Genomic DNA, 22,171 nt, shown 5'->3' on the forward strand with positions numbered 1-22,171 from the left:
TCATAAAACTATGATACTTTATTTCGTAACTCGCAAATAGGGAATAAGTTTTGTTTATGAAGGTAAAAGGCTTTACGCTGTTTGAATTATTGATAACCATATCATTGCTTTTAAGTTTATCAATAGTTGGGATTGGCTCATATACTTATTTTATGAGAAAAAATGAGCAGAAAGCACTCATTGATGAACTGCGAACTGCAATACAATATGCCAAGATGCAGGCTATTATCCTTGGTAATTCCGTATATCTTGCACCTCTAGATATTTCATCCAGTTGGTCAAAGGGTATGGTTTTGAATTTTTTAAATAAAAAAACAAATAAAATTGAGTTGATTTATCAATGGCAATGGAGTCACCCTCGTTGGGATTTGAATTGGGAAGGAGTAAGCTTAACTAATAAGATTGTATTTTCAACTCATCCAGGACAGGCAATTAGTAATGGACGTTTTATTTTAATCAATAAAGATACCCATGAACAGGTTGTTATCATATTAAATCGACTTGGTAGAATAAGAATTAGCAATAACTTGTCGCTGATGTGTTAATTTTGTAAGATCTTGCTAAAATATATTTTCTAATAGTAACTGAAACACATGCCTATTAATACCCATTCTATTTTTGCAATAAGTGCACAAGTTTCTGAACAACTTTCAGAGTGGCTTAATTATCAAGATTCATTAACCGATAAACTGCAGCAAATTAAGGATGATGCACATGTTGAGCTGATTTCCCAATGTTGGATGAATACGGATTGGTGGGATAAACACTTTTTGCAAATTCAAGATAATTTGATTTTCCAACGTGAAATTATTATGAAAAGCCACAATATTACTTATTGGTACGCGCGAAGTATTATTCCTAAAAAATGTTATGATCTTGATCCCGCTTTTTTTGGTCGTTTGGAAAATGAATCGATAAAAAATTTAATCTTTAACGAGGATAGGGTGTATCGTGTTCAGTCAATCAATTACCCAATTGATCAACATTGTTTGGAATTTCATTGGGTAAAAAGAAACTTGGACTCTGTTGGAGGCGTGCTTTGGGTTCGGCTTGCAGAATTTTTATTTCAGCAAAAAGAACCATTTTATTTGGCTGAAATTATGTTACCTGAACTTGAGAGTATTAATTCATGAAATGGAATGCATATTGGCGGTTAATGCGCTTTGATAAGCCTGCGGGAATTTTATTGCTTTGGTTTCCAACAGCATGGGCTTTATGGTTAGCAAATAAAGGGGTACCAACACTTAGACTTTTTATCCTTTTTTTATGTGGTACTGTATTTATGCGCGCCGCAGGCTGCGTAATAAATGATATTGCAGACCGAAATATCGATAAACATGTCGCGCGCACTAAATTAAGACCATTAACTTCTGGTGAAGTCAGTTTGCCTGAAGCCTTTCTTTTATTAATAATCTTGCTTTTCGCCGCATTATTTATATTGATTCAGTTACCCCGAAATTGTTTTTATTTCGGACTTGTCGCATTATTTATTTCTTTCTTATATCCTTTTTGTAAGCGTTTTCTGGATGCTCCTCAATTGATCTTGGGTTTAGCATTTTCTATGGGAATTCCTATGGTTTATGTTGCATTAGATCTTCCTTTAAATGGTGAATTTTTTTTGTTATTTTTAATCAATTTTTCCTGGATCCTTGTTTATGACACGATGTATGCCATGGCTGATAAAGCAGATGATTTACGAATTGGCGTGAAGTCTACTGCAATTTATTTTGCTCATTACGATCGAATGATTATTGGTTTATTACAAGGTTTATTTCATAGTTTGTGGCTATGCTGGGCATTGGTGAATCAAATAAATTTATGGTTTTATATTTTTTGGTTTACGGCAGGCATGGTTTTGATTTACCAACAAAAATTGATTAGCAAAAGAGTACCTCAGGATTGTTTTAAAGCTTTTATTGTCAGTGTGTATTATGGCGCATTAATGTGGTTAGCCATTAGCATGGGACAGCAGTAAGAGCTGCTTATAGTGTTGGGGGGCTTAATCGGTGCAAGTTATATTTTTGAACCTCATAGTATCTTCATAGTTCTCTGCTGCTTCAACGATTCACCGAATACCGCGAACAGATCGCGGTAAGTAGGAGGTATGTAGAAGTACTAAGGGAATTGTTAGCACACTCTATAGAGTCCAGGTTTTAATAGGTCTCGCTACCATTATCTGCAACAACACGTGTGTTTCTTCCATAAATTACGAGAATTTTTTGCTTCGTTTTTAGCTTGAGATCTTCCGCCTGAACTACAGAAATAATTCCGCCTGAATTTAATTTAATCACATACTCAACGCCATGAGATTGACTGTAGTCATGGTCCTCAAAACTATTACTTGTGTTTTTAGTAATATTGCTCGTGTTTCGACGCAAATTTACAGGCCGTTTTGAAATAACTGTGCCTGGAATTACTTTTTTAACTTTGCCTACCTCAGCTGAATCATACTCTCCAGGAGGTAATGCTTTGTTACAGTTGGATAAAATAAAACTAAAAAGTAATACTAAAACGGACTTAAATAAGTTTTTTCGATTCATAGGGGCTTAAACTCCAGTTGTTAGAAATATGATCGAAATAATATACCCATTTAGAGTTTCTTTCATCAAAATAGGGAACTATCCGGATCACGTTAACATTAATTTTATGGCCTCGCGCAGTATAACTGAGAATTAATTTATTTTTAACAGCTCTTCCAATAAACTGCTGGTACCAATTCGAAACCAGCTCTTATTAATTTGCTTGTCAAGCATTAACTCTGCGAGTTTTGCATAATTATAAGCCTGCTGCGGTTTTCTAATGCCTCCTGAAATCTTGATTCCACAACAAGTACTTGTATCTCGAATAGCGCTTAAAATTGCAAATGCTGCTGATAAAGATGCTCCTGTTTGGATTTTACCTGTAGATGTTTTAATAAAATCGCATCCTAATTCAACTAATTCTTTGCTTGCGTTGTAAACGGTTTCGATATTAGGAAAAGAACACGTTTCTAAAATAATTTTTAAAACAAGTTTTTGCTCCTTGCATAATTGGGCAATAATCTGACATTGATTTAAAGCTTTTTGTTTTTGTCCCTGTAGATAAATACGATAAGGAAAGACGTAGTCAATTTCAGCGACACCTAATTGAATTGCTTTTTCTATAGAAGCAACTGAGTCAGCCGGATCTTCAGTTCCTTGGGGAAAATTAATCACTGTAGCTAAGTTAATGGTATTTTGCGAAGAGAATTGACCTAAATGTTGCATATAAACACATAGTGCGGCCACCTGGTTTTGGTTTGCACTGTATTTTAATTGATTTAGTGATTCAACAGTCACGTATTCATTCAATAAGGTAAGATCAATAGAGTGGATCAGTTGCTTGGCTGTAATTGTATTCTTAGAGTAACCGTCGAGCAATGCTTCCATAACCTCGTTAAAATTGGTCTCTAAACTCACTTTAAACTCGCAATGTATTGTTTTAGAATGAAATTAAGTTTTTCTGCAGCACTTTCGGCCATCGCAATTACAGATTCATGGCTGTGGGCTGTTTTCGAAAGGCCTGTAGCATAGTTAGTAATCATAGCAATAACGGCTACATGCATACCACAATGATTTGCCACCAATACTTCTGGAACTGTGGACATCCCTACAGCATCTGCTCCCCAAAGTTTAAATGCTCTGATTTCAGCGGCTGTTTCATAGTGCGGGCCGAGCACAGAGATATAAACTCCTTCTGTAAGCCGGATTGAGTTTTTTGCCGCAATGGATAATAAATCAAAACGCATTTTTCTATCATAAGCATTGTCTAAAGGATAGAATCTTGGACCAAACGCATCATCATTAGGACCAATTAGAGGATTACTGGGCTGTAAATTAATATGATCGGAAATAAGCATTAATTCACCTGGGCCAACATCCTCTCTTAATGAGCCTGAGGCATTAGTAGCAATGAAATAATTGCATCCTAAGAGTTTTAATGTACGAATATATGTTTTGACTGTTTCATAATTTTCAAGACCTTCATATGTATGAGCTCTACCTTGTAAACATACAACACCCACATTATTCCAATATCCAAAAATTAAATTACCACCGTGGCCTTGTACTGTTATTCTGGGAAATCCAGGTAGTTCTTCGTAACTGATACAAATCGAATCGTGTAACTCCTCAGCGAATTTACCTAAACCTGATCCCAATACCACACCTATGGTAGGTTTAAATGAAGGATATAATTTTTTAATATAATTTGCCGCTAAATGGGCATAGCTCTGCTTTGGTACAGTATCTGTCATACAAATTCCTATTAATTTAAGAGTTACAATCAAATTTAAAAGCCAATGGTAGGAGTTCACTAATCTTTAAGCTATGCAATATTGAATTTTTATCACATAGATGGATCAGGGTATCAGGCGTTGAAAATTCATAAATTCTTTGCCTACATGCTCCGCAAGGGGAACATAATAAATTTGTTCCTGCCAATACAACCATACTTTTAATACGTTGCTCGCCTGCAGAAACCATGGCTGAAATTGCAGAGGATTCCGCACAAACTGCCAAACCATAAGAGCTGTTTTCTACATTGACGCCTGTATATAAATTATCTTTATCGGTACAAATACAGCAGGCCACGCTAAATTTTGAGTAGGGCGAGTAAGAATAGGTAAGCGCCTTATGTGCATTTGAAATCATTTTCGCAATTGTCGGATCCATAAATAAAGCTCGATTAAAACTGACAGGAGTCAATTATAAAAGAGTCTTGCCTTGAAGACTATGCTCTATTTGATTTTCTTCAATATCAAGTAATTCAATAGTATTAGAAGACAATTTAATTAAGTTAGAAGATTTTTTTATTGGCTTGGGAAATAAACAGTTGAAGCAGCCTGGTTCTGGTGAGTTAGAAGGCTCTTGAGTAACTGAAAGTCCTAAGCTATCACCTATTTCTGTGTAACTTTCTGGAATTTGATCTGGTTTATGATTCCCAAAAGTACAATTTAGCCAAAATTCAAATGCTAATGCACCAAGTCCTGCACAAATGATTAGAGAAAAAATAGTAATCGGTATTGCCATGGGTGGAAAGACAAATATAAGGGTAGCTGCAATTGCTGCAACCAGGCTTATAGAGGTTGATGTTACCGCATAAGATACATAATTTTTTTGTCGTGTCGAAGAATAGTTGGCATCATCTGTCGGTGGATTTTTAAATTTATGATACTCTCCAATTGCCCATATTGCATTACCAATAAGGAAAAGCCAAGCTGCTGGAGGAAACAGAACAGGTATAAAAACGGCTGCGACACTGAGTACTGTTGCAGTGAACCCTACAAATGAGGACAAAAGGAATTGCTCTTTTACTTGCGCAAAACCGTACCATTTGCGGTAGTTCACTGGATGATCTCGGTGAAGAAGGGATGCTGTAAGCCAAGAGAGATAAGCAAGCGAATAGATTCCCAGTGAAACGAATCTAAAAATAGCTGATGCGAGCGGAAAAGGAATATACTGGAGCTTTGAAAGCAAAAAGCCAGTGAAGAAAAAGATACCGCTTGCTTTATCTAGTTTCTTGGCTATGGTCATATAAAAGTAATCCTAATGCTTATATTACCTGGCATATTGTATCTTAATTAGACAGAAAAAAACAGTTCCAGTTCATATCAGATGTTATGCGGTTTGTATATCCATAATTGAGTTCGATTCAGATGCTTCATTTTTGATCTTGGGTGTTGAATGAAGAATAATTCGTACAAGTAGTCCTTCACCAGGATTATTCAATGCTGTGATTTCACCATGATGTAATTGAATTGCACGAAAAGCGATGGCTAATCCTAAACCATATCCACCTGTTTTTTTTGTTCTTGATGTGTCTACACGATAAAATGGATTAAATATTTTTTCTAGCTGGCCTTCAGGTACACCTGGACCTTTATCACGGATATCAATATATATATGTTCTTTAGTCTCATCATGTTTTAATGAAACAACAACATGTTCGTTGACAGGTGAGTAGTGTAACGCATTGCGAACTACATTTTCTATTGCTCTGTGAATTAGACGTTCATCGATTAATAAGCAACACGGTTCAATTATTCCTGCTTCGACTCGAGGCAACTCTTCTCCAAATTCATAATTGGCATCTTTAATGATATTGAATATAAGAGCAGAAAGATCAATTTCGTTTAAGTTAAGATCAGTTGTTGATTTTTCCAAACGAGCAAATTCCAGCACTTCAGTAATTAAAGCATTTAACCTGGAGCATTCAAGTTCCATGCGATTAAATTCAGTATCTGCTAAATGAAGTGTTTTATTGCGTCCTAATTCAATAGCAATTTGCAAGCGAGCAAGAGGGGAACGCAATTCATGTGAAATATCTTGTAACAATCTTTCTTTTGAGCTGACTAGCGTTTCCAGTTGCTCTGCCATACGATCAAATTCATGACTTAATTGATCTATTTCGTCATTATGATGTCCTCTTAAATGACCAACACGTGTATTTAACTTTCCAGTAGCAATTGATTTAGCTGCCATTCCCAAAGATCGTAACGGTTGAGTTAAGTATCGCGATAATAAATAACAAATAAGGCCACTAATAAATATTGCTAAGGTGAGGCGAATGGCAAGGCCAGCCCAGGGAACATCGACAAAATGATAGATGGGTTTTTCACTCACTGCAGCAAGCCGGTAAAATTTTCCTGAAGTTGATAAAATTTCATGACTAACAATGAGTTTCTCTGATTTTAAAATACCTTCACTTAGCTGATCCTGGAGCAGATTTTCTGCAACTTTTTTTACATTTTCTGGTGCAGCTTGTGCTCCAATAATTTCACCAGTACTGGTTAACAAATAAATTGACATATGGCGTGAAATACCAATTTTATTTAGCCATTTTAATAATGCAGTTTGTCTTCCTGATTCATAAGTTGCAACCGCTGCATTCGCGTAGCTATCCATAAATAATTGTTCTTGGGCAGGTAATGATGATTTTTGTACAATATGACTGATTACCCAGGCGGTAGTAAAAATAATAAGTATTGTGGCTAACCAAAAGGAAATAAAAATTTTCCAATACAAACTACGCATTAAACATATATCCAAATCCACGAACGGTCTTAACTATAGGCTCACCTTGAGGGTTATCTCCTAATTTATTTCTTAAGTTGCTGATATGCACATCGATGCTACAATCATACGCAGTGTATTTTCTGCCAAGAGCATATTCTGTAAGCTCTTCTTTTGAAAATGCTTGTCCTGGTGATTTAATAAGCATCTCTAAAATATTAAACTCAGCATTTGTGAGTTCAAGATAATTTCCGCCCATAGTTACATGACGCTTGGAACAGTCAACTACAATATTATGTTGCTCGATAATGGGTCTTGATGTAGGGATTTTTTGAGTACGTCTTAAAATTGCACGTAAACGAGCTACCAGTTCACGTGGATTACATGGTTTGGGTAAATAATCGTCTGCGCCTATTTCCAGACCTACGATACGATCTATATCATCTCCACGGGCGGTTAACATGAGGACGGGAGTTTCCAAATGTTCGCGAATAGCTTTTAATACCTCAAAACCGTTTAGTTTAGGTAACATGACATCAAGAATAATTGCATCAAAAGTTTGATTTAAGGCTTTTTTTACCCCGCTTTCACCGTCATGAACACAAATAGCATGGAAATCTTCAGGCTCCAGATATTGGGTTAATAAATCGGTCAGCTCTATATCGTCATCAATTATAAGGATATTACCATTCATACTTCATTATGCCTTGCGTTTATCAATACATTCCATCAGCTTGATTCTTCTGGCATCTGCATTAATAATCCTAAACTCAAAAGAATCAATCGTAATGGTTTCCCCTCGTGAAGGTAAACGACCAAAACTATTCATTACAATTCCGCCTATTGTATCATAAAATTCATCACTAAAGCCTGCTTGGAGTTGTTCATTAAATTCATCAATAGGCATATGGGCTTTAACAATATAATGCCCGTCTTCATGTACCTTAATGTAGGCATCTTCATCGATATCAAATTCATCTTCAATATCGCCAATTATCTGTTCGATAATGTCCTCAATAGTTACAAATCCTGAAACTTCCCCATATTCGTCTACAACAATAGCCATGTGATTTTTGTTGCTGCGAAACTCGCTGAGTAAGCTGTCTAAGCGTCTACTTTCAGGAACAAAAGTAACCTGACGACATATATCCAGCAAATCAAAGGCATCAATGTTAATAGATTGATAGCGTAATAAATCTTTTGCATGCAGTATCCCAATGATTTCATCTGAGTCTCCAGCAATCACCGGGAATCTTGAATGACCAGTTTGGGTCACTGTTTTAATAATATCGCCAAATTCATCATCTTGTTTAATGCAAACTATCTGATTTTTTGGCAACATGATGTCTCTGACACGCATTTTGGAGAAAGAAATAGCGCCTTCGATCATTGCTAAAGTTTCAGCATTGATAAGAGAGCGAATTTGAGCGTCTCTTAATAAACTTACAAGTTCCTCTTGATTTTGTGGTTCTCCTTGCAAAAACTGTTTAAACCGAGCGAACCACGTACTACTGTCTTCCTCTTTATTCAAGTTCATTACCCTCTGCGTCATAAGGATTAGGAAATCCGAGTTCAGCTAATAATTTAATTTCAAGAGATTGCATTAGGACTGCTTCATCTTCCTTAATATGATCATAGCCCAATAAATGCAAGATTCCATGAATCAAAATCAATGCCCAATGTGATTCCAAAGTTTTTTTAAGCTGTTTGCTTTCTTCTAACACGACTTGTGGACAAATAATAACATCACCTAATAGTGGACACTCCAATTGAATTTCAGGCGGTAAATCACTAGGAAATGCCAATACATTGGTTGTTTTATTTTGCTTTCTGTATGTATAGTTTAAGTGGATCATCTCTTCTGTCGTAACCAAACGAATAGTGAGCTCAGCTTCTTTTTGATAATCCCTTAAAGCCAGCGATGCCAAACGTGTTAATTCTTCATCACATACAGAGAGTGGCTCATTAGTTGCGTTTTGAATATCGATATAATAACTCATTTATTTTTTTCCTGTTGATGCATTATCATAACAATCAACAATTTTAGATACTAACGGATGCCGCACTACTTCACGACTTGTGAAAGTATGAATACTAATTTCCGGTATTTTTTTGAATAATCCTACTGCATGGGCGAGTCCGGAATCAATACCTTTTGGTAAATCAACTTGGGTCATATCCCCGGTTACTACAGCTTTGGAGCCAAAACCTATACGAGTTAAAAACATTTTCATTTGCATAATAGTTGTGTTTTGTGCTTCATCAAGAATGATAAATGACTCATTTAAAGTTCTGCCGCGCATAAACGCTAATGGTAAAACTTCGATAATATCTGTTTGAATCAGTTTTTGTGTTTCTTTAAAACCAATCATTTCATAGAGTGCATCATAAATAGGTCTTAAATAAGGAAGAACTTTTTCTACTAAATCACCAGGAAGAAACCCTAATTTTTCTCCAGCCTCAACCGCTGGTCTTACAAAAATCAATCTTTGGACTTCACCTTTTTCAAAACATTGTATGGCTTTAGAAACAGCCAAATAAGTTTTACCCGTTCCAGCAGGGCCAACAGCAAAAGTTATGTCAGATCGATCAATTGCATCGAGAAAATCAGCTTGTTTGTTATTTCGTGCAGCAATTGATTTTCGACATAATTTAACATGATGAACATTATGAATCATTATTTTTTGGTTTTCCTTAATATAAGTAATATATATGAGTATAGTATTTATTATACTTTTTAACTGTGCAATGATGTATAGGTACACAAGAATAGTGCAGAAAGCTCATCATCTGCAAGATTTATGCTACAATCATTTTTTTTTTGCTATAACAGTAATTCATGATCGATCTTCATTGCCATAGCAATTTTTCTGATGGAGCTTTAAGTCCAACAGAATTAATACAAAGAGCACAAAATCAACAAATCAGGTGTCTGTCGCTTACAGATCATGATACTGTTGCAGGCTATCCAGAGTTACTGCAAGCGGCTTCTTTAACATCAATAAAAATAATTAATGGTATCGAGCTTAGTGTCCGATGGAAAAAGCATGAGTTACACATTCTAGGTTACCAAATTAATCATACTGCAGACCTTCTTGAGCTGATTGAACGACAAAATCAAAGCAGGGTACTACGTGCTCAACAGATTGGAACTGCATTAGCTTCACTCGGTATTTCAGATGCTTATTTAAAAGCATGCGAACTGGCGGGCCATGAGCGAGTGGGAAGACCTCATTTTGCAAAGCTTCTTGTTAATGAAGGTAAAGCTCATGATTTTGGCACCGCATTTAAACGGTTTCTAGGCAGAGGTAAATTTGCCTATGTTCCTACTCCTTGGATTAGCATTCAGGAAGCAGTAGAAGGTATTATTGCCGCAGATGGTCAGGCAGTTATAGCTCATCCACTTAAATACGGATTGACGCGTTCCAAATTGCATGAGTTAATTAACGAATTTAAAGTGACTGGGGGAGTGGGAATAGAGGTGGTTTCAGGTGAAATGACAGTAACTGAAGTGAATGAAATGGCCGCAACATGCCTCAGATTCCATTTGTTAGCTTCTTCTGGCTCAGATTATCATGGTGATATTGCATCGCGCGTGAATCTTGGACGTCAAAAACAGCTACCAGTAAACTGTACACCTATTTGGCATGAATGGAACATCTAACAGGGGACTTTATGAGTCAGTTTTTTGCATTACATCCTGATAATCCGCAAGCTCGTTTGTTGAGGAAGGCGGTAAATGTTATTGAGGAAGGTGGATTAATTGTTTATCCTACAGACTCAGGTTATGCTTTGGGTTGTGGATTAGGTAATAAAGCAGCACTTGAGCGTATTAGAAGATTACGGCAATTGAACAAAAATCATAATATGACTCTTGTATGTCGTGATTTATCTCAGCTTGGTACTTATGCCAGAGTATCTAATCCAATATTTCGATTATTGAAAGCATTCACACCTGGTGCTTATACTTTTATTCTTAATGCAACGCATGAAGTGCCTCGTTTAATGTTGCATCCAAAAAGAAAAACCTTGGGATTACGTGTTCCAGATAATGTGATTACACTTGCATTGTTGGAATGTCTTGAGGCTCCTTTAATGAGCACCACTTTAATTCTTCCTGGTGCTAAGGCTCCATTGAGTGAACCTGAAGCGATACGTGATATTTTGGGAGATCAAATCGATTTGGTAATTGATGGTGGTCATTGTGGTCAAGAACCTACAACAGTAGTTGATTTAACTGGTGATTATCCAGTGATAGTAAGAGAAGGTAAAGGTGATCCTGAACCCTTTAGATAGGACTGTTTTCATTTTCTACTATCTTGGTGCTAAAATGAGCTGATTTTTTGTGCTCCAATGCCCACATACTTTCGTGTATGCTGTGCTTCGGAGCTCGAAAATCAGCTCATTTTAGATCAAGAAAGCGAAAAGTAAACTGTCCATAATTAATTAATCTTTATAAAAGAGGATATTGATGTCAGCATTATTTAGTTCCAATAAACGAGTTGTTTCTGGAATGAGAGTCAGTGGTAGATTACATCTTGGACACTACCATGGCGTAATAAAAAATTGGATTAAATTACAACATCAGTATGATTGCTTTTTTTTTGCAGCTGATTGGCATGGTTTAACAACACAATATGATGAACCTGGTTTTATAGAGAAACATCTATGGGATATGATCGTGGATTGGTTGGCTTGTGGAGTAAATCCCGGCTTATCACGAATATTTATTCAATCCTGGGTTCCTGAACATGCCGAACTGCATCTACTTTTATCTATGATTACTCCTTTGGGATGGTTAGAGCGAGTACCTAGCTTCAAAGATCAGCAAGAAAAATTAAAAGAAAAAGATTTATCAACATATGGTTTTTTAGGCTATCCTCTTTTACAAAGCGCTGATGTACTGATTTATCATGCTGATTATGTTCCTGTTGGTGAAGATCAAGTATCACATATTGAGCTTACTAGAGAAATTGCCCGCAGGTTTAATCATATTTATGGTAAGGAACCTAATTTTGAAGAATTAGCAGCTGAAGCAATTAAAAAAATGGGAAAAAAGAACAGTAAATATTATAGTGAATTACGTCGACAGTTTCAGGAGCATGGAAATCACGAAGCGATTAAAACAGCACAAGCTCTTTTAGAAGATCAACCTAACTTATCCATTGGTGATAAAGAGCGCCTATTAGGTTATTTAGAGGGAAGTGGTAAAATTATTTTACCCGAACCTTATCCACTACTTACAGAAACAGCAAAAATGCCTGGTCTTGATGGACAAAAAATGTCCAAGTCCTATCATAATACAATTATGCTCAGAGAGCCTCCTGAGCAGGTTGAGAAAAAGATATTGACGATGCCAACTGATCCTGCTCGAATCAAACGAACTGATCCTGGTGAGCCAGAAAAATGTCCGGTTTGGCAATTTCATAAAACTTACTCAGATAACGAAGTTAAAGATTGGGTCCAAAAAGGATGTCGTACTGCTGGGATTGGTTGCATTGAATGTAAAAGACCGATTGTCGATGCGATTAACAAAGAGTTACAACCCATCCAGGAATCAATTGCTGAATATGAGTCTGATTTAAGTTCTGTAAAACGAATTGTTTCTGAAGGAAGTGAATCAGCGCGAGAAGTGGCTTGTAAAAATTTGAGTACAGTTCGAGAGGTTATGGGACTCGATTATTAATGCTTGATGTCGTATGGATATCTTTAAAAAAACCTGGATAAAACATTATATCGTCCTGGTTTCGCTTTATTTTATCCCTATTATGTTTATAGATGTGTGTTCGATCTTTGAAGGTATATCTGTGAGGAACCTAATAAGAATGAGTTTTTAACGTGGATATTGAATTATCAAACAAATCGGAAGTAAAAGCAGTAGTTGATGGGAAGGAACTTACAGAGTTTCCGGATGATTTATTTATTCCCCCAGATGCACTTGAGGTACTATTAGACTCCTTTAGCGGCCCACTCGATTTGCTTTTATATCTCATTCGCAAACAGAATATTGATATATTAGATATTCCGATTGTAAGCATTACCAAGCAATATTTGCACTACATTCAATTGATGGAGTGTAGGCGCTTGGAATTAGCCGCTGATTATTTATTGATGGCCGCAATGCTCGCAGAAATTAAATCGCGACTGTTATTACCGTCTCCTGCTGCAAATGAAGAGGATGAAGAAGACCCTCGTATGAGTCTAGTACGGAAACTTCAAGCTTATGAGCAAATTAAAATTGCAGCGGAGTTACTTGATGCACTTCCTCGGCAAGAACGAGATCATTTTATTATTCAAGTAAATCCATCTGAATTTGAGCGAATAATAGTTCATCCTGAAGTTACTCTTGAGAATTTAGTTGAAGCCATGAAATCATTATTGCAACGAGAAGAGCACACAAGCCATCATCAGGTCTCGCGTGAAACGCTGTCTGTGCGTGAACGCATGAGTAACATTTTGTTACTCCTCCAGGAGCACAATGTTTTGGAATTTAGCCAATTGTTTTCTATTAAAGAAGGACGAACTGGGTTGGTTGTTTCTCTGTTGGCTATTTTAGAGCTAGCGAGACAATCGCTCATTGTAATAACCCAAAATGAAACATTTTCGCCAATACATTTACGGGCGGCATAAGATGGACGAAAAAGAACTAAAAAACATAGTTGAGGCAATATTCTTAAGTTCTAACGAACCGATCTCTTTAGATAGACTATTAGAGGTTTTTGATGAATGGCAAAGACCTACTAAGGAACATTTAGGAATTATTATTAATGACTTAAAAGAGGATTTTTTATCTCGATCATTTGAGATCGTGCAAGTTGCAACAGGCTTTATCATACAGACTAAGAAAGAATATAGTAAATGGATTGCACGCATGCAAATTGAAAAACCAGCTAAATATTCTCGGGCTTTACTTGAAACTCTAACTATTATTGCTTATAAGCAACCCGTTACACGAGCAGATATAGAAGAGATCCGTGGTGTTGCAGTTAGCAGTCAAATAATAAAGACGTTATTGGAAAGAGAATGGATTCGTATTTCTGGTTATAAAGATGTTGCGGGTAAGCCCGCTGTATATACAACTACACGAGAGTTTTTGAATTATTTTAATTTAAAATATTTAAATGAACTTCCTACCTTACCCGAGGTTACGGAAGCATTGACTTTACATAATCCTAATGAAGAGTGTATTACCGAATGAGCAGCGAAAGGTTACAAAAAATACTAAGCCAGGCTGGCCTTGGTTCTCGACGTGAAATGGAGCGTTGGATAGAAAATGGTTGGGTTCAAGTTAATGGGAAACCTGTAAAAATAGGTGATTCAGCAAGTGCTGAAGATAAAATTACGGTAAAAGGAAAACTAATTCCTAATCCACTTAAGGTAAGACAAAATATACGTATTTTGCTTTATCATAAACCTGTAGGTGAAATCTCGAGCCGTCATGATCCTAAATTTGAGAAAACAGTTTTTGATCATCTGCCTCATTTACGACAGGGGCGTTGGGTTCAGGTAGGTCGTCTGGATTTGAATACTTCAGGTTTGCTTATCTTTACCAATAATGGTGATTTAGCCAATCAATTAATGCATCCAAAATATGGGTTAGAAAGAGAGTATGCAGTTAGAGTTCACGGTCAAATTAGTCCTGATGCTTTAAATAATCTTCAAAAGGGTGTTGAGTTAGAAGATGGAATTGCTAAATTTACTCGTTTGGAGTTTCGAGGCGGAGAGGGAGCGAACTCTTGGTATCATGTAACCTTAAATGAGGGACGTAATAGGGAAGTAAGACGCTTATGGGAATCACAAGGTTTGGAGGTTAGTCGATTGATTCGTATTCGCTATGGCATATTAACTATGCCACGATATTTGTCACGTGGGCAGTATTACGAATTAACGCCTAAAGAGGTAACTGAGTTTTTAGCTTCTTTGCCTAAAGAATAATTGATATTAAAAAATAGCTCGTAGCCTGCCTGGGTTCTGTTGCGCTGAACTCAGAATGCAATGCTGATTGTTATGCCGCATATTTATTTTTACCAAATGGTTTCAGTGATTCCGCAATGTGGTTATACAATTCAGGAAGCCATCTAGGTTGAGCAAAATTCGAGGTAGAAGGCTTGCTCTTACGTAGATCATTGGGTGCGATAATTACCTGAATATGACTTAGGCCAACACGACGTGCTAAAATAAAAAGCTGATCTATAGCAAGATCACCTACTGCTAAACAGCCTACAGATAAGTTTTTCCCATGAATAAAAATATTATTACCTAGATTTCTTCTCCCATCCTGATAACCTTTTTGTCTATCGAAATTGTTGGGATAATTAATCATCATTGATAAATGCATGCTGCTAAAAGGATTAAAATTAACCAGTCTATAAACACCTTCAGGAATTTGTTTGTCATTTTCACGCAACTTAGGCCCTAACCGACCACTAAATCCGGTTAAAGGATAGTCATGAACATGTTTCCAGACTTGATTGGAATTTTTAGCCCAGAGTTCAACTTTTCTTTCTGATTTAAAAGCAAGCAAAGCAACATCACGTGGAGGATAGCTTACTCCTGATTTAGAGAAATAAGATTTAAGTTGAGGTTCAACTCGTAATCCATAGCGTTTTATTGCTCGATCAACAGCGTAATCCCAATTGAGCTTGGGCGCCATAGCATAGCAATTGAAACTTAAAATCATTATGACAAAGGCAAGTAACTGTTTCATATAAATATTAAAGTGATGAATTGTTGAAATCTTATCAAATATTAATTCAAAGAACAATTTAACCTCTAAGAGCAATAATTAAACCAAACTCATAAGCTGAGTAGTCCTTAATCATTCCTTACTAAGGAACGATTAATATGTTTAACTCTTATTTCTTTGTTTCAATAGAATTTGTTTTTTAAAGGTAGTGATAATTGTGCAGCAATGAAATCTGGGCTTGTTGCTAAATGTCCTACAGACGGTAATACACCATAATGATTGGGGCAAAGATAGGATACTAAACTGTCTTTATCTATTTTATAAAAAACATATTTGTTCTCACAATACTCAGGTTTTTCAAAGAGAGCTACTTGCATTATAGGTGTCCCTTCCATCTTATTTTCTATAAAAAAAGCATTAATCCAAAGGTTGCTAATAACAACACACGTTCCTACGACTAAAAATGCATTAATAAATGTGCTGGTGTATTTAAAGGCAGGACCATTAATACTCAAATGTGACATGACATGTATTAGGGAAAGGACTAAAATAAGTAAATTAAATGAATATATTCCTGCATTAAGATAGCCAAAATAGGTTCCAAAAATTTGATTTCCTGAGAATTGAAAATGAATGAGTGCAGCAATAAGGCTAAGCCAAAGCGATGAAATGATATAATAAATAGAGTTTTTTTTAGTTCCAATAATAAAGAGTACTAGAGCAATTAATGGAAAAAGACTTTGGATTAATTTTCCCAGTGTGTACATTTGAGTCAACTCTCAAAATTAAGATGGTGTTTACTTTAAAACTATGTAGTTATAACAGTTATTTTTATATCTGTATAGATATAATGATTAACCTCAATAGAGCTTGATAGGATCATAACCAAGAGACATATTTCCAAAAGATTAATTATCAGACAACTTTCGGTTCAGAATGAAATATATTAAAGACATAATAATTGCTTAATTTTTATGAGAACTAATATTAATACCATCAATATTTTTTTTGTTCATATTTAAAGTTGTATGAGCTTCTTTTTTTTCTTTAATAAGTGTTAAGTAGGGTTGAGTAGGATATATTGTTGTCTTAATTTCAGTGTCAGGAAATTTTATTTGTTTGACTGTAAAAGGGTTCTTAGTTTTAAACATATAATTCAATGGATTAATTAAATTAGGAAAATAACCAAGATTACTTCTTTGTTTGTTTGCGCGACTCGATGGGTGAATGCTGCCTATCCATAATGGTTGATTCGATTTTAATAAATTATAATTAGATTCCCAAACTCTTAACTCAAGTGTTAATTTTGTTTGTTGATCTTTATAGGTCATAATTAGCATGGGCGCTTTGTTTTCATATAATTGAGTTAATAGTGGGAGCTTAATACTGTTTGGTTGGTGATTCATTCGCATAAGCAAATTGGTAAAAAATGAATCTTCATGTGATTGCCATCCATTTTCTTCCAGGCTTTTTTGTAGTACATCCAGGTCACCTGCAAACTGAAGATTAAAAAAACTGATTCTTTTCCCTACTCTACTATATTGATAAATTGGGAGAATGGTTTTTTTTTGCTCCCACCATGTTTTTTCGTTCAAAGTAAATTTTTTATGATAGGGAGTATGGTTATAAGATAACGTTTTAAAATTAAAATATGTGGATGTTAATGAAGATAAAAAAATACCGATAAAAAGCGGAAAAATTATTAATGATGAATGTGTTTTTTTCTTAATAAAAATATTTGATTTTCTATAAATCAAGCAATGGATTAAGCAAATTGTGGTGCCCAAAAAGTAGGATGCAAAAACATCTGTGAGCCAGTAATCCCCCAAATAGAGATATCCTAAACCACTAAAGCCCAGAATTGTAAATACAATAGATTTAAGCACACCTGTAAATAAGGCATGAGTACTCTTATTTATATAAAACAAAATAAATCCATACAATGCAGTGGCAATCAGTAGGTTAATTGCAGGAAAAGAAGAGCCTAGCATAACAACTACAAGCCCGGGAGGCCTGGGGCTATACACAAGGTAGGTAAGTGATAGAGCTATAAAGCTACTAAAAAAAATCAAGCTGCATAAATGAATAACGGCTACCCTATTTTTATTATAAATAAACCAACAACAACAAATAATAAAAAGAGTGAGTATTGTTATTGGAGATGTTAATTGAGTGCAGTAGATAAAAAATACTTTTAGTATTGGGGTATTAAAACTTTGTAAAAGCAAATGAGTTGGAAGATTAATAAGAGTAAGGCATTGTGTCGTAACTGTTAATCCTAAAAGAATAAGAAAAAAAAGCAGGCAAAGTACTGTTATGAGTACAGTAGACGCAGTGTGATAATGATTTGCTTCAGCTTGTGGTGTAAACGCATCATACACATAAATTAACAGTGAATTATTTTTTAGTTTTAACCAAAAATCATGTAAATATATTTTTAAAATGGAGCTTAATAACCTGATTGTCCATTTTATAAACAAACTCAATAACCAAATTCCTACAAGCAAAATGAGTATTAATAAAAATAAACGTGTAGCGCTTTCTGTGGATAGCTCATGACTGGCTGCTCCTATTATCACACCAGGCATTATATACAAAATAGACCAACCAATTGCAGATATAACATTTGCTACAAAAAAACGCCATTGTTGCATATGCATTATTCCAGCAATAACTGGAATAATTGAGCGTAATGGGCCAACAAAACGACCAATTAATACGCTTTTTCCACCATGGGTTTCAAAAAAATCTTTGCCATATTGTATCCATCTAGGGTATTTACTAAACGGCCAAACTTCAAGCAATCGATCGCTATAATAATAGCCTAAAAGATAACTTAGACTATCACCAGCAACCGCACCTAATATTGCTGCTAATAATGTAAGATCAATACGCATAATTCCTGAGCCAGCAAGTATTCCTATAGCAGTCATTGTAACACTGCCAGGTACAATGCTTCCCACAATCGCCAGGGATTCAGTTAGGGAAATAAGAAATGTAATGAATAAAGACCAGTGAGGGTTTTGTTGCAACCAGTTAGTAAGCGGCTGTACATATTCTACGAACAAATTCATATTTTTCAGGGAAAAAATTGTTGCAGAAAATATTGCACAAAATGTTGATTGACTGAATCCATTCGTACGTCAGGAACAAAATGGTTTATTTGAGTCATTTCCATTTTTGCAAATCCGCAAGGATTTATTCCTGAAAAAGGTTTTAAGTCCATATCGACATTAAGCGCAACTCCGTGATAAGTACAACCGTTTTTTACTCTTAAGCCTATTGAAGCTATTTTTTGCTCATTTACGTATACTCCAGGTGCACCACAACGAATAGAACCTTCTATTTGATATTGTGCAAGAATGGATATTAATATCTGTTCCAATTTACCAACTAAGGACCTTATCCCTAAATTTTTTCTTCTGATATCCATTAAAACATATGCAACAAGCTGGCCTGGCCCATGATAAGTCACTTGCCCTCCGCGATCAGATTGTACCACGGGTATGGAAGCAGGATTTAGTATGTGTTCAGGTTTTCCTGCCTGTCCTTGAGTATAGACTGGAAAATGTTCTAAAAGCCAAAGCTCATCTTGAGTGGTTGTTTCACGCTTTTGTGTAAACTCTTTCATTAGCAGCCAAACATCGTTGTAGTTTTGAATACCTAGCTGTCGTATTTTCATTATAGAACCATTTTTACTTCTGGATGCTGTGTAATGGCTCTATAAAATGCGTCAAGTATGTCTTGATTTTCAGCAAAAACAGTGACTGTTATTGCCAAGTAATTAGAGTCCTTGCTCATTCTATGAGACAGTGCATCCTCCTTAATATGGGGAAAGTGAGTGGAGGTAATTTGTCTGACTTCCTCTAGAAAGACGGGCGAATTATTCCCTATTATTTTTATAGGAAAATAACAGGGAAATTCGATTAAAGTCGTTTTTGTCATCTTTCCATCCTATTTAAGTCTTAGGAGCCAAACCAGCGCTTAAAGGCTAAACGTATAGAGTCTTTACTTCGTGTATAAAAGCCACCTGATTCAACATCTTGCAAGGCATATAGTGGTTGAGTTGATACGACATTATTATCAAATTGAATCACTAAATCACCTATTTTATCACCTTTTTTAATTGGTGCTTCAAGGAAGGAAGGAACTTTAGTGGAAATATTAAGACGCTGATATTGGCCAGTGGGGATGGTGATGTATTGATCTGTATTTAAACCTACGCTTACTTTATCAATTTGTCCTTTATAAAGGGGAAGCTCTGAAACTGACCTTCCTGATTTGTAAAGCTGGTGGGTTTCAAAAAATCTGAAACCATAATTGAGTAATTTTTCACTATCATCTGCACGGGAAGAATCACTTGGCTCGCCGAGGACTACAGCAAGTAAACGCATGTTGTCACGTTTTGCAGAAGATACTAGACAAAATCCTGCTTCATTTGTATGACCAGTTTTTATACCATCTACTTGATTATCACGCCACAGCAAGCGATTTCTATTAGGCTGACGAATACCATTGTAGGTAAACCATTTTTGTTTATACCAATCATAGTATTGTGGGAAATCAATAATTAATGCTCTACCAAGAATCGCTAAGTCTTTTGCTGTCGTATATAAATTAGCGTGGGGCAAACCAGTGCTATCAGTAAAATGGCTGTTTTTCATTCCAAGGTTTTGAGCTTGCTGATTCATAAGATCAGTAAATGAATTTTCAGTTCCACCAATATGTTCTGCCATGGCAACACAGGCATCATTTCCTGAGTCAACAATAATCCCTTTAAGTAAGTCTTCTACAGGAACTTGTTGGCCTTCTTTGATGAACATGCGTGAACCACCTATTTTCCATGCCTCACGACTTACTCGTACATTATCCGTAAGATGAATTTGTTCATGATGTAGTGCGTTCGATATCACATATAAAGTCATCATTTTTGTTAAACTGGCAGGAGGCAGGCGTTCTTCACTGTTCTTTTCAGCAATGATTTTGCCACTGTTTACATCAATCAATATGTACGCTTTCGCATTAAGAATTGGAGGTGCTGGAGTAACTAAAGGTTTATTTGTCACTGTTGGAGAAGGTCTTTCAAGATCTGCAATAGGTTTATTAGGCAATGAACCTTCATTTGCCATGGAATTGGTTGACTGCACAAATAAGGTAATAATAAACAGTGTAGTTAATAAAATAGACGTTGCTCTTGTCATGTTGTTATCTAATCCAGTTGCAAAAATGAGAATATAGTATCACAGCCTTTTGTTGGCAACAAAATAGCAGATGAAAAATAATGAAATTTTTTTCAAGTTAAAATAAATCTTCGAAATTATGCGATATTTCTGTATATTAGCCAGAAAATAATTATTCGAACTGGAAAATATGCGAAAGATACTTATTGCCGTGACAATTTTATTAACAGGCTGCCAACCTACAAATCAGTCTTTTGATTCTTCAACATCGGGAACAAAAAAGTCTACACGACAAACACAGAGTACGAATAATTCAATATATAATCGTTATAAAAATAAAACAAATCGATATGCTCAACTTCAAGATGGTGCACCTACTAAATTGAGAAACATTAGTTTCAAAGAGCCTGTGCCTTCCAGAGAACCTTTAAGTCGATATGGTAATATATCCGAATATTCTGTTGATGGACGATCATATAAAGTGATGAAAAGCTCAACAGGATATAAAGCAAGAGGTATTGCTTCCTGGTATGGAACAAAGTTTCACAAACAAAGAACATCCAGTGGTGAGCCTTATAATATGTATGTGATGTCTGCCGCTCATAAAACACTGCCTTTACCTACTTATGTAAGAGTTAAAAATTTGAACAATGGAAAGGTTGCAGTCGTTAAAGTAAACGATCGTGGCCCATTTCATTCTAATAGGATTATCGATTTATCCTATGCTGCAGCTTTAAAACTTGGTGTATTTCCAAAGGGGACAGCTCCTGTTGAAATTGAAGCGTTAATGGGACCTGCTGGAAAAACACATTATTATCTTCAAGCAGGTGCTTTTACAACGGAAGCTCTGGCAACACGTTTAAAAGAAAAATTAACTCATATTACTCCATCTCCAGTGTATATTGAGCACTATAAGCAACATTACATTGTGAGAGTAGGGCCATTTGGTTCAAAAAATATGGCTGATAGTCTGAAGCGTAAATTAGCACTTAATGGAGTGAAAGGATCTTTTTCCGTTTTAATTTAGATTGTTATGGAATTATTAATAGCTAATTCGTGGATTAATGGATAAAATTATTGAGTCAAATTTTCAAAACATTAGAATTAATATGTTAGTGTCTGTATATAATTTGCTATTTTGGTCAAGAAAGTGAAATTGTAAACAGAGCCTAATAAAACTGTAGCCTTATGAAGTGCAATAGATGTCTGTTTTGAATTCAATTTTTTTATTTTAATTGCACTTTATCAGAGTTAGAATTTCAAAAACAAGGTTG

The 22,171-nt window shown here is 35.6% G+C and carries 26 protein-coding genes; 10 read left to right on the top strand and 16 right to left on the bottom strand.

The features are described 5' to 3' along the window. The first annotated feature begins 56 nt into the window (after window positions 1-56). The 3 genes from Ltuc_RS05105 to ubiA are packed head-to-tail and all read left to right on the top strand — an operon-like array spanning window position 57 to window position 1,975. Complete coding sequence (locus tag Ltuc_RS05105; protein ID WP_058520228.1) at window positions 57-545, top strand: GspH/FimT family pseudopilin; 489 nt, start codon at window positions 57-59, stop codon at window positions 543-545. Between the two features lie 48 nt (window positions 546-593). Continuing rightward, a complete protein-coding gene (locus Ltuc_RS05110) occupies window positions 594-1,133 on the top strand; it encodes a chorismate--pyruvate lyase family protein (protein WP_058520229.1) in 540 nt (179 codons plus the stop codon). Further along, window positions 1,130-1,975: a 4-hydroxybenzoate octaprenyltransferase gene (ubiA, locus tag Ltuc_RS05115; protein WP_083498042.1), complete on the top strand. Its 846-nt coding sequence runs from the start codon at window positions 1,130-1,132 to the stop codon at window positions 1,973-1,975. Before Ltuc_RS05110 ends, ubiA begins: the two co-directional genes overlap by 4 nt. Window positions 1,976-2,153: 178 nt before the next feature. On the opposite strand, the gene Ltuc_RS05120 is transcribed toward ubiA, so the two are convergent. From Ltuc_RS05120 to Ltuc_RS05165, 10 genes are all read right to left on the bottom strand, one after another. Then, complete coding sequence (locus Ltuc_RS05120) at window positions 2,154-2,540, bottom strand: hypothetical protein (protein ID WP_058520230.1); 387 nt, start codon at window positions 2,538-2,540, stop codon at window positions 2,154-2,156. A 132-nt stretch (window positions 2,541-2,672) separates the two neighbouring features. Next, window positions 2,673-3,437, bottom strand: coding sequence for a 2-deoxyribose-5-phosphate aldolase (deoC, locus tag Ltuc_RS05125; RefSeq protein WP_058520231.1), 765 nt, complete (start codon window positions 3,435-3,437; stop codon window positions 2,673-2,675). After that, window positions 3,434-4,273, bottom strand: a complete 840-nt coding sequence (locus Ltuc_RS05130; protein ID WP_058520232.1) for a purine-nucleoside phosphorylase — start codon at window positions 4,271-4,273, stop codon at window positions 3,434-3,436. The genes deoC and Ltuc_RS05130 overlap by 4 nt, the downstream gene beginning before the upstream one ends. A 16-nt stretch (window positions 4,274-4,289) precedes the next feature. After that, window positions 4,290-4,691: a cytidine deaminase gene (cdd, locus tag Ltuc_RS05135; RefSeq protein WP_058521614.1), complete on the bottom strand. Its 402-nt coding sequence runs from the start codon at window positions 4,689-4,691 to the stop codon at window positions 4,290-4,292. 33 nt (window positions 4,692-4,724) lie between these two features. Beyond that, window positions 4,725-5,552, bottom strand: a complete 828-nt coding sequence (locus Ltuc_RS05140; RefSeq protein WP_058520233.1) for a hypothetical protein — start codon at window positions 5,550-5,552, stop codon at window positions 4,725-4,727. Between the two features lie 84 nt (window positions 5,553-5,636). After that, window positions 5,637-7,052 (bottom strand): two-component system sensor histidine kinase CpxA, encoded by a 1,416-nt coding sequence (cpxA, locus tag Ltuc_RS05145; protein WP_058520234.1) that lies wholly within the window; start codon window positions 7,050-7,052, stop codon window positions 5,637-5,639. Beyond that, complete coding sequence (gene cpxR / locus Ltuc_RS05150; protein WP_058520235.1) at window positions 7,045-7,725, bottom strand: two-component system response regulator CpxR; 681 nt, start codon at window positions 7,723-7,725, stop codon at window positions 7,045-7,047. The genes cpxA and cpxR overlap by 8 nt, the downstream gene beginning before the upstream one ends. A 6-nt stretch (window positions 7,726-7,731) precedes the next feature. Then, window positions 7,732-8,568 carry an HlyC/CorC family transporter gene (locus Ltuc_RS05155; RefSeq protein WP_238584069.1) on the bottom strand — a complete coding sequence of 279 codons (837 nt, stop codon included), beginning with the start codon at window positions 8,566-8,568 and terminating at the stop codon, window positions 7,732-7,734. Continuing rightward, window positions 8,555-9,031, bottom strand: coding sequence for an rRNA maturation RNase YbeY (ybeY, locus tag Ltuc_RS05160; protein ID WP_058520237.1), 477 nt, complete (start codon window positions 9,029-9,031; stop codon window positions 8,555-8,557). The genes Ltuc_RS05155 and ybeY overlap by 14 nt, the downstream gene beginning before the upstream one ends. Further along, a complete protein-coding gene (locus Ltuc_RS05165) occupies window positions 9,032-9,709 on the bottom strand; it encodes a PhoH family protein (protein WP_019232208.1) in 678 nt (225 codons plus the stop codon). Window positions 9,710-9,870: 161 nt separating this feature from the next. On the opposite strand from Ltuc_RS05165, the gene Ltuc_RS05170 reads away from it, so the two are divergent. From Ltuc_RS05170 to rluB, 6 genes are all read left to right on the top strand, one after another. After that, the gene (locus Ltuc_RS05170; RefSeq protein WP_058520238.1) at window positions 9,871-10,695 is read left to right on the top strand and encodes a PHP domain-containing protein; all 825 of its coding nucleotides are present in this window, start codon (window positions 9,871-9,873) and stop codon (window positions 10,693-10,695) included. An 11-nt stretch (window positions 10,696-10,706) separates the two neighbouring features. Next, entirely contained in the window at window positions 10,707-11,327 is a 621-nt protein-coding gene (locus Ltuc_RS05175; RefSeq protein ID WP_058520239.1) for an L-threonylcarbamoyladenylate synthase, read from the top strand. 175 nt (window positions 11,328-11,502) lie between these two features. Next, a complete protein-coding gene (locus tag Ltuc_RS05180) occupies window positions 11,503-12,717 on the top strand; it encodes a tryptophan--tRNA ligase (RefSeq protein WP_058520240.1) in 1,215 nt (404 codons plus the stop codon). Window positions 12,718-12,869: 152 nt separating this feature from the next. Further along, complete coding sequence (locus Ltuc_RS05185) at window positions 12,870-13,661, top strand: segregation and condensation protein A (RefSeq protein WP_058520241.1); 792 nt, start codon at window positions 12,870-12,872, stop codon at window positions 13,659-13,661. A 1-nt stretch (window position 13,662) separates the two neighbouring features. Next, a complete protein-coding gene (gene scpB, locus Ltuc_RS05190) occupies window positions 13,663-14,229 on the top strand; it encodes an SMC-Scp complex subunit ScpB (protein WP_058520242.1) in 567 nt (188 codons plus the stop codon). Beyond that, window positions 14,226-14,966: a 23S rRNA pseudouridine(2605) synthase RluB gene (rluB, locus tag Ltuc_RS05195; RefSeq protein ID WP_058520243.1), complete on the top strand. Its 741-nt coding sequence runs from the start codon at window positions 14,226-14,228 to the stop codon at window positions 14,964-14,966. Before scpB ends, rluB begins: the two co-directional genes overlap by 4 nt. A 70-nt stretch (window positions 14,967-15,036) precedes the next feature. On the opposite strand, the gene Ltuc_RS05200 is transcribed toward rluB, so the two are convergent. The 6 genes from Ltuc_RS05200 to Ltuc_RS05225 all read right to left on the bottom strand — a co-directional run bounded on the left by Ltuc_RS05200 (window position 15,037) and on the right by Ltuc_RS05225 (window position 20,918). Beyond that, entirely contained in the window at window positions 15,037-15,738 is a 702-nt protein-coding gene (locus Ltuc_RS05200) for a L,D-transpeptidase family protein (RefSeq protein ID WP_193786856.1), read from the bottom strand. A gap of 161 nt (window positions 15,739-15,899) precedes the next feature. After that, the gene (locus Ltuc_RS05205; protein ID WP_133138261.1) at window positions 15,900-16,484 is read right to left on the bottom strand and encodes a type I secretion system protein LssZ; all 585 of its coding nucleotides are present in this window, start codon (window positions 16,482-16,484) and stop codon (window positions 15,900-15,902) included. Window positions 16,485-16,682: 198 nt separating this feature from the next. Further along, complete coding sequence (locus tag Ltuc_RS05210) at window positions 16,683-18,791, bottom strand: bifunctional DedA family/phosphatase PAP2 family protein (RefSeq protein WP_058520244.1); 2,109 nt, start codon at window positions 18,789-18,791, stop codon at window positions 16,683-16,685. A 5-nt stretch (window positions 18,792-18,796) separates the two neighbouring features. Further along, on the bottom strand, window positions 18,797-19,399 hold the full coding sequence (gene lipB, locus Ltuc_RS05215; protein WP_058520245.1) for a lipoyl(octanoyl) transferase LipB: 603 nt from the start codon (window positions 19,397-19,399) through the stop codon (window positions 18,797-18,799). Continuing rightward, entirely contained in the window at window positions 19,399-19,662 is a 264-nt protein-coding gene (locus Ltuc_RS05220; RefSeq protein ID WP_058520246.1) for an HP0495 family protein, read from the bottom strand. The genes lipB and Ltuc_RS05220 overlap by 1 nt, the downstream gene beginning before the upstream one ends. Window positions 19,663-19,682: 20 nt before the next feature. Then, complete coding sequence (locus tag Ltuc_RS05225) at window positions 19,683-20,918, bottom strand: D-alanyl-D-alanine carboxypeptidase family protein (protein WP_058520247.1); 1,236 nt, start codon at window positions 20,916-20,918, stop codon at window positions 19,683-19,685. A 169-nt stretch (window positions 20,919-21,087) separates the two neighbouring features. On the opposite strand from Ltuc_RS05225, the gene Ltuc_RS05230 reads away from it, so the two are divergent. Beyond that, the gene (locus Ltuc_RS05230) at window positions 21,088-21,924 is read left to right on the top strand and encodes a septal ring lytic transglycosylase RlpA family protein (RefSeq protein ID WP_058520248.1); all 837 of its coding nucleotides are present in this window, start codon (window positions 21,088-21,090) and stop codon (window positions 21,922-21,924) included. Window positions 21,925-22,171 lie beyond the last annotated feature (247 nt).

This window comes from Legionella tucsonensis, from assembly GCF_001468035.1.
GTDB lineage: Bacteria > Pseudomonadota > Gammaproteobacteria > Legionellales > Legionellaceae > Legionella > Legionella tucsonensis.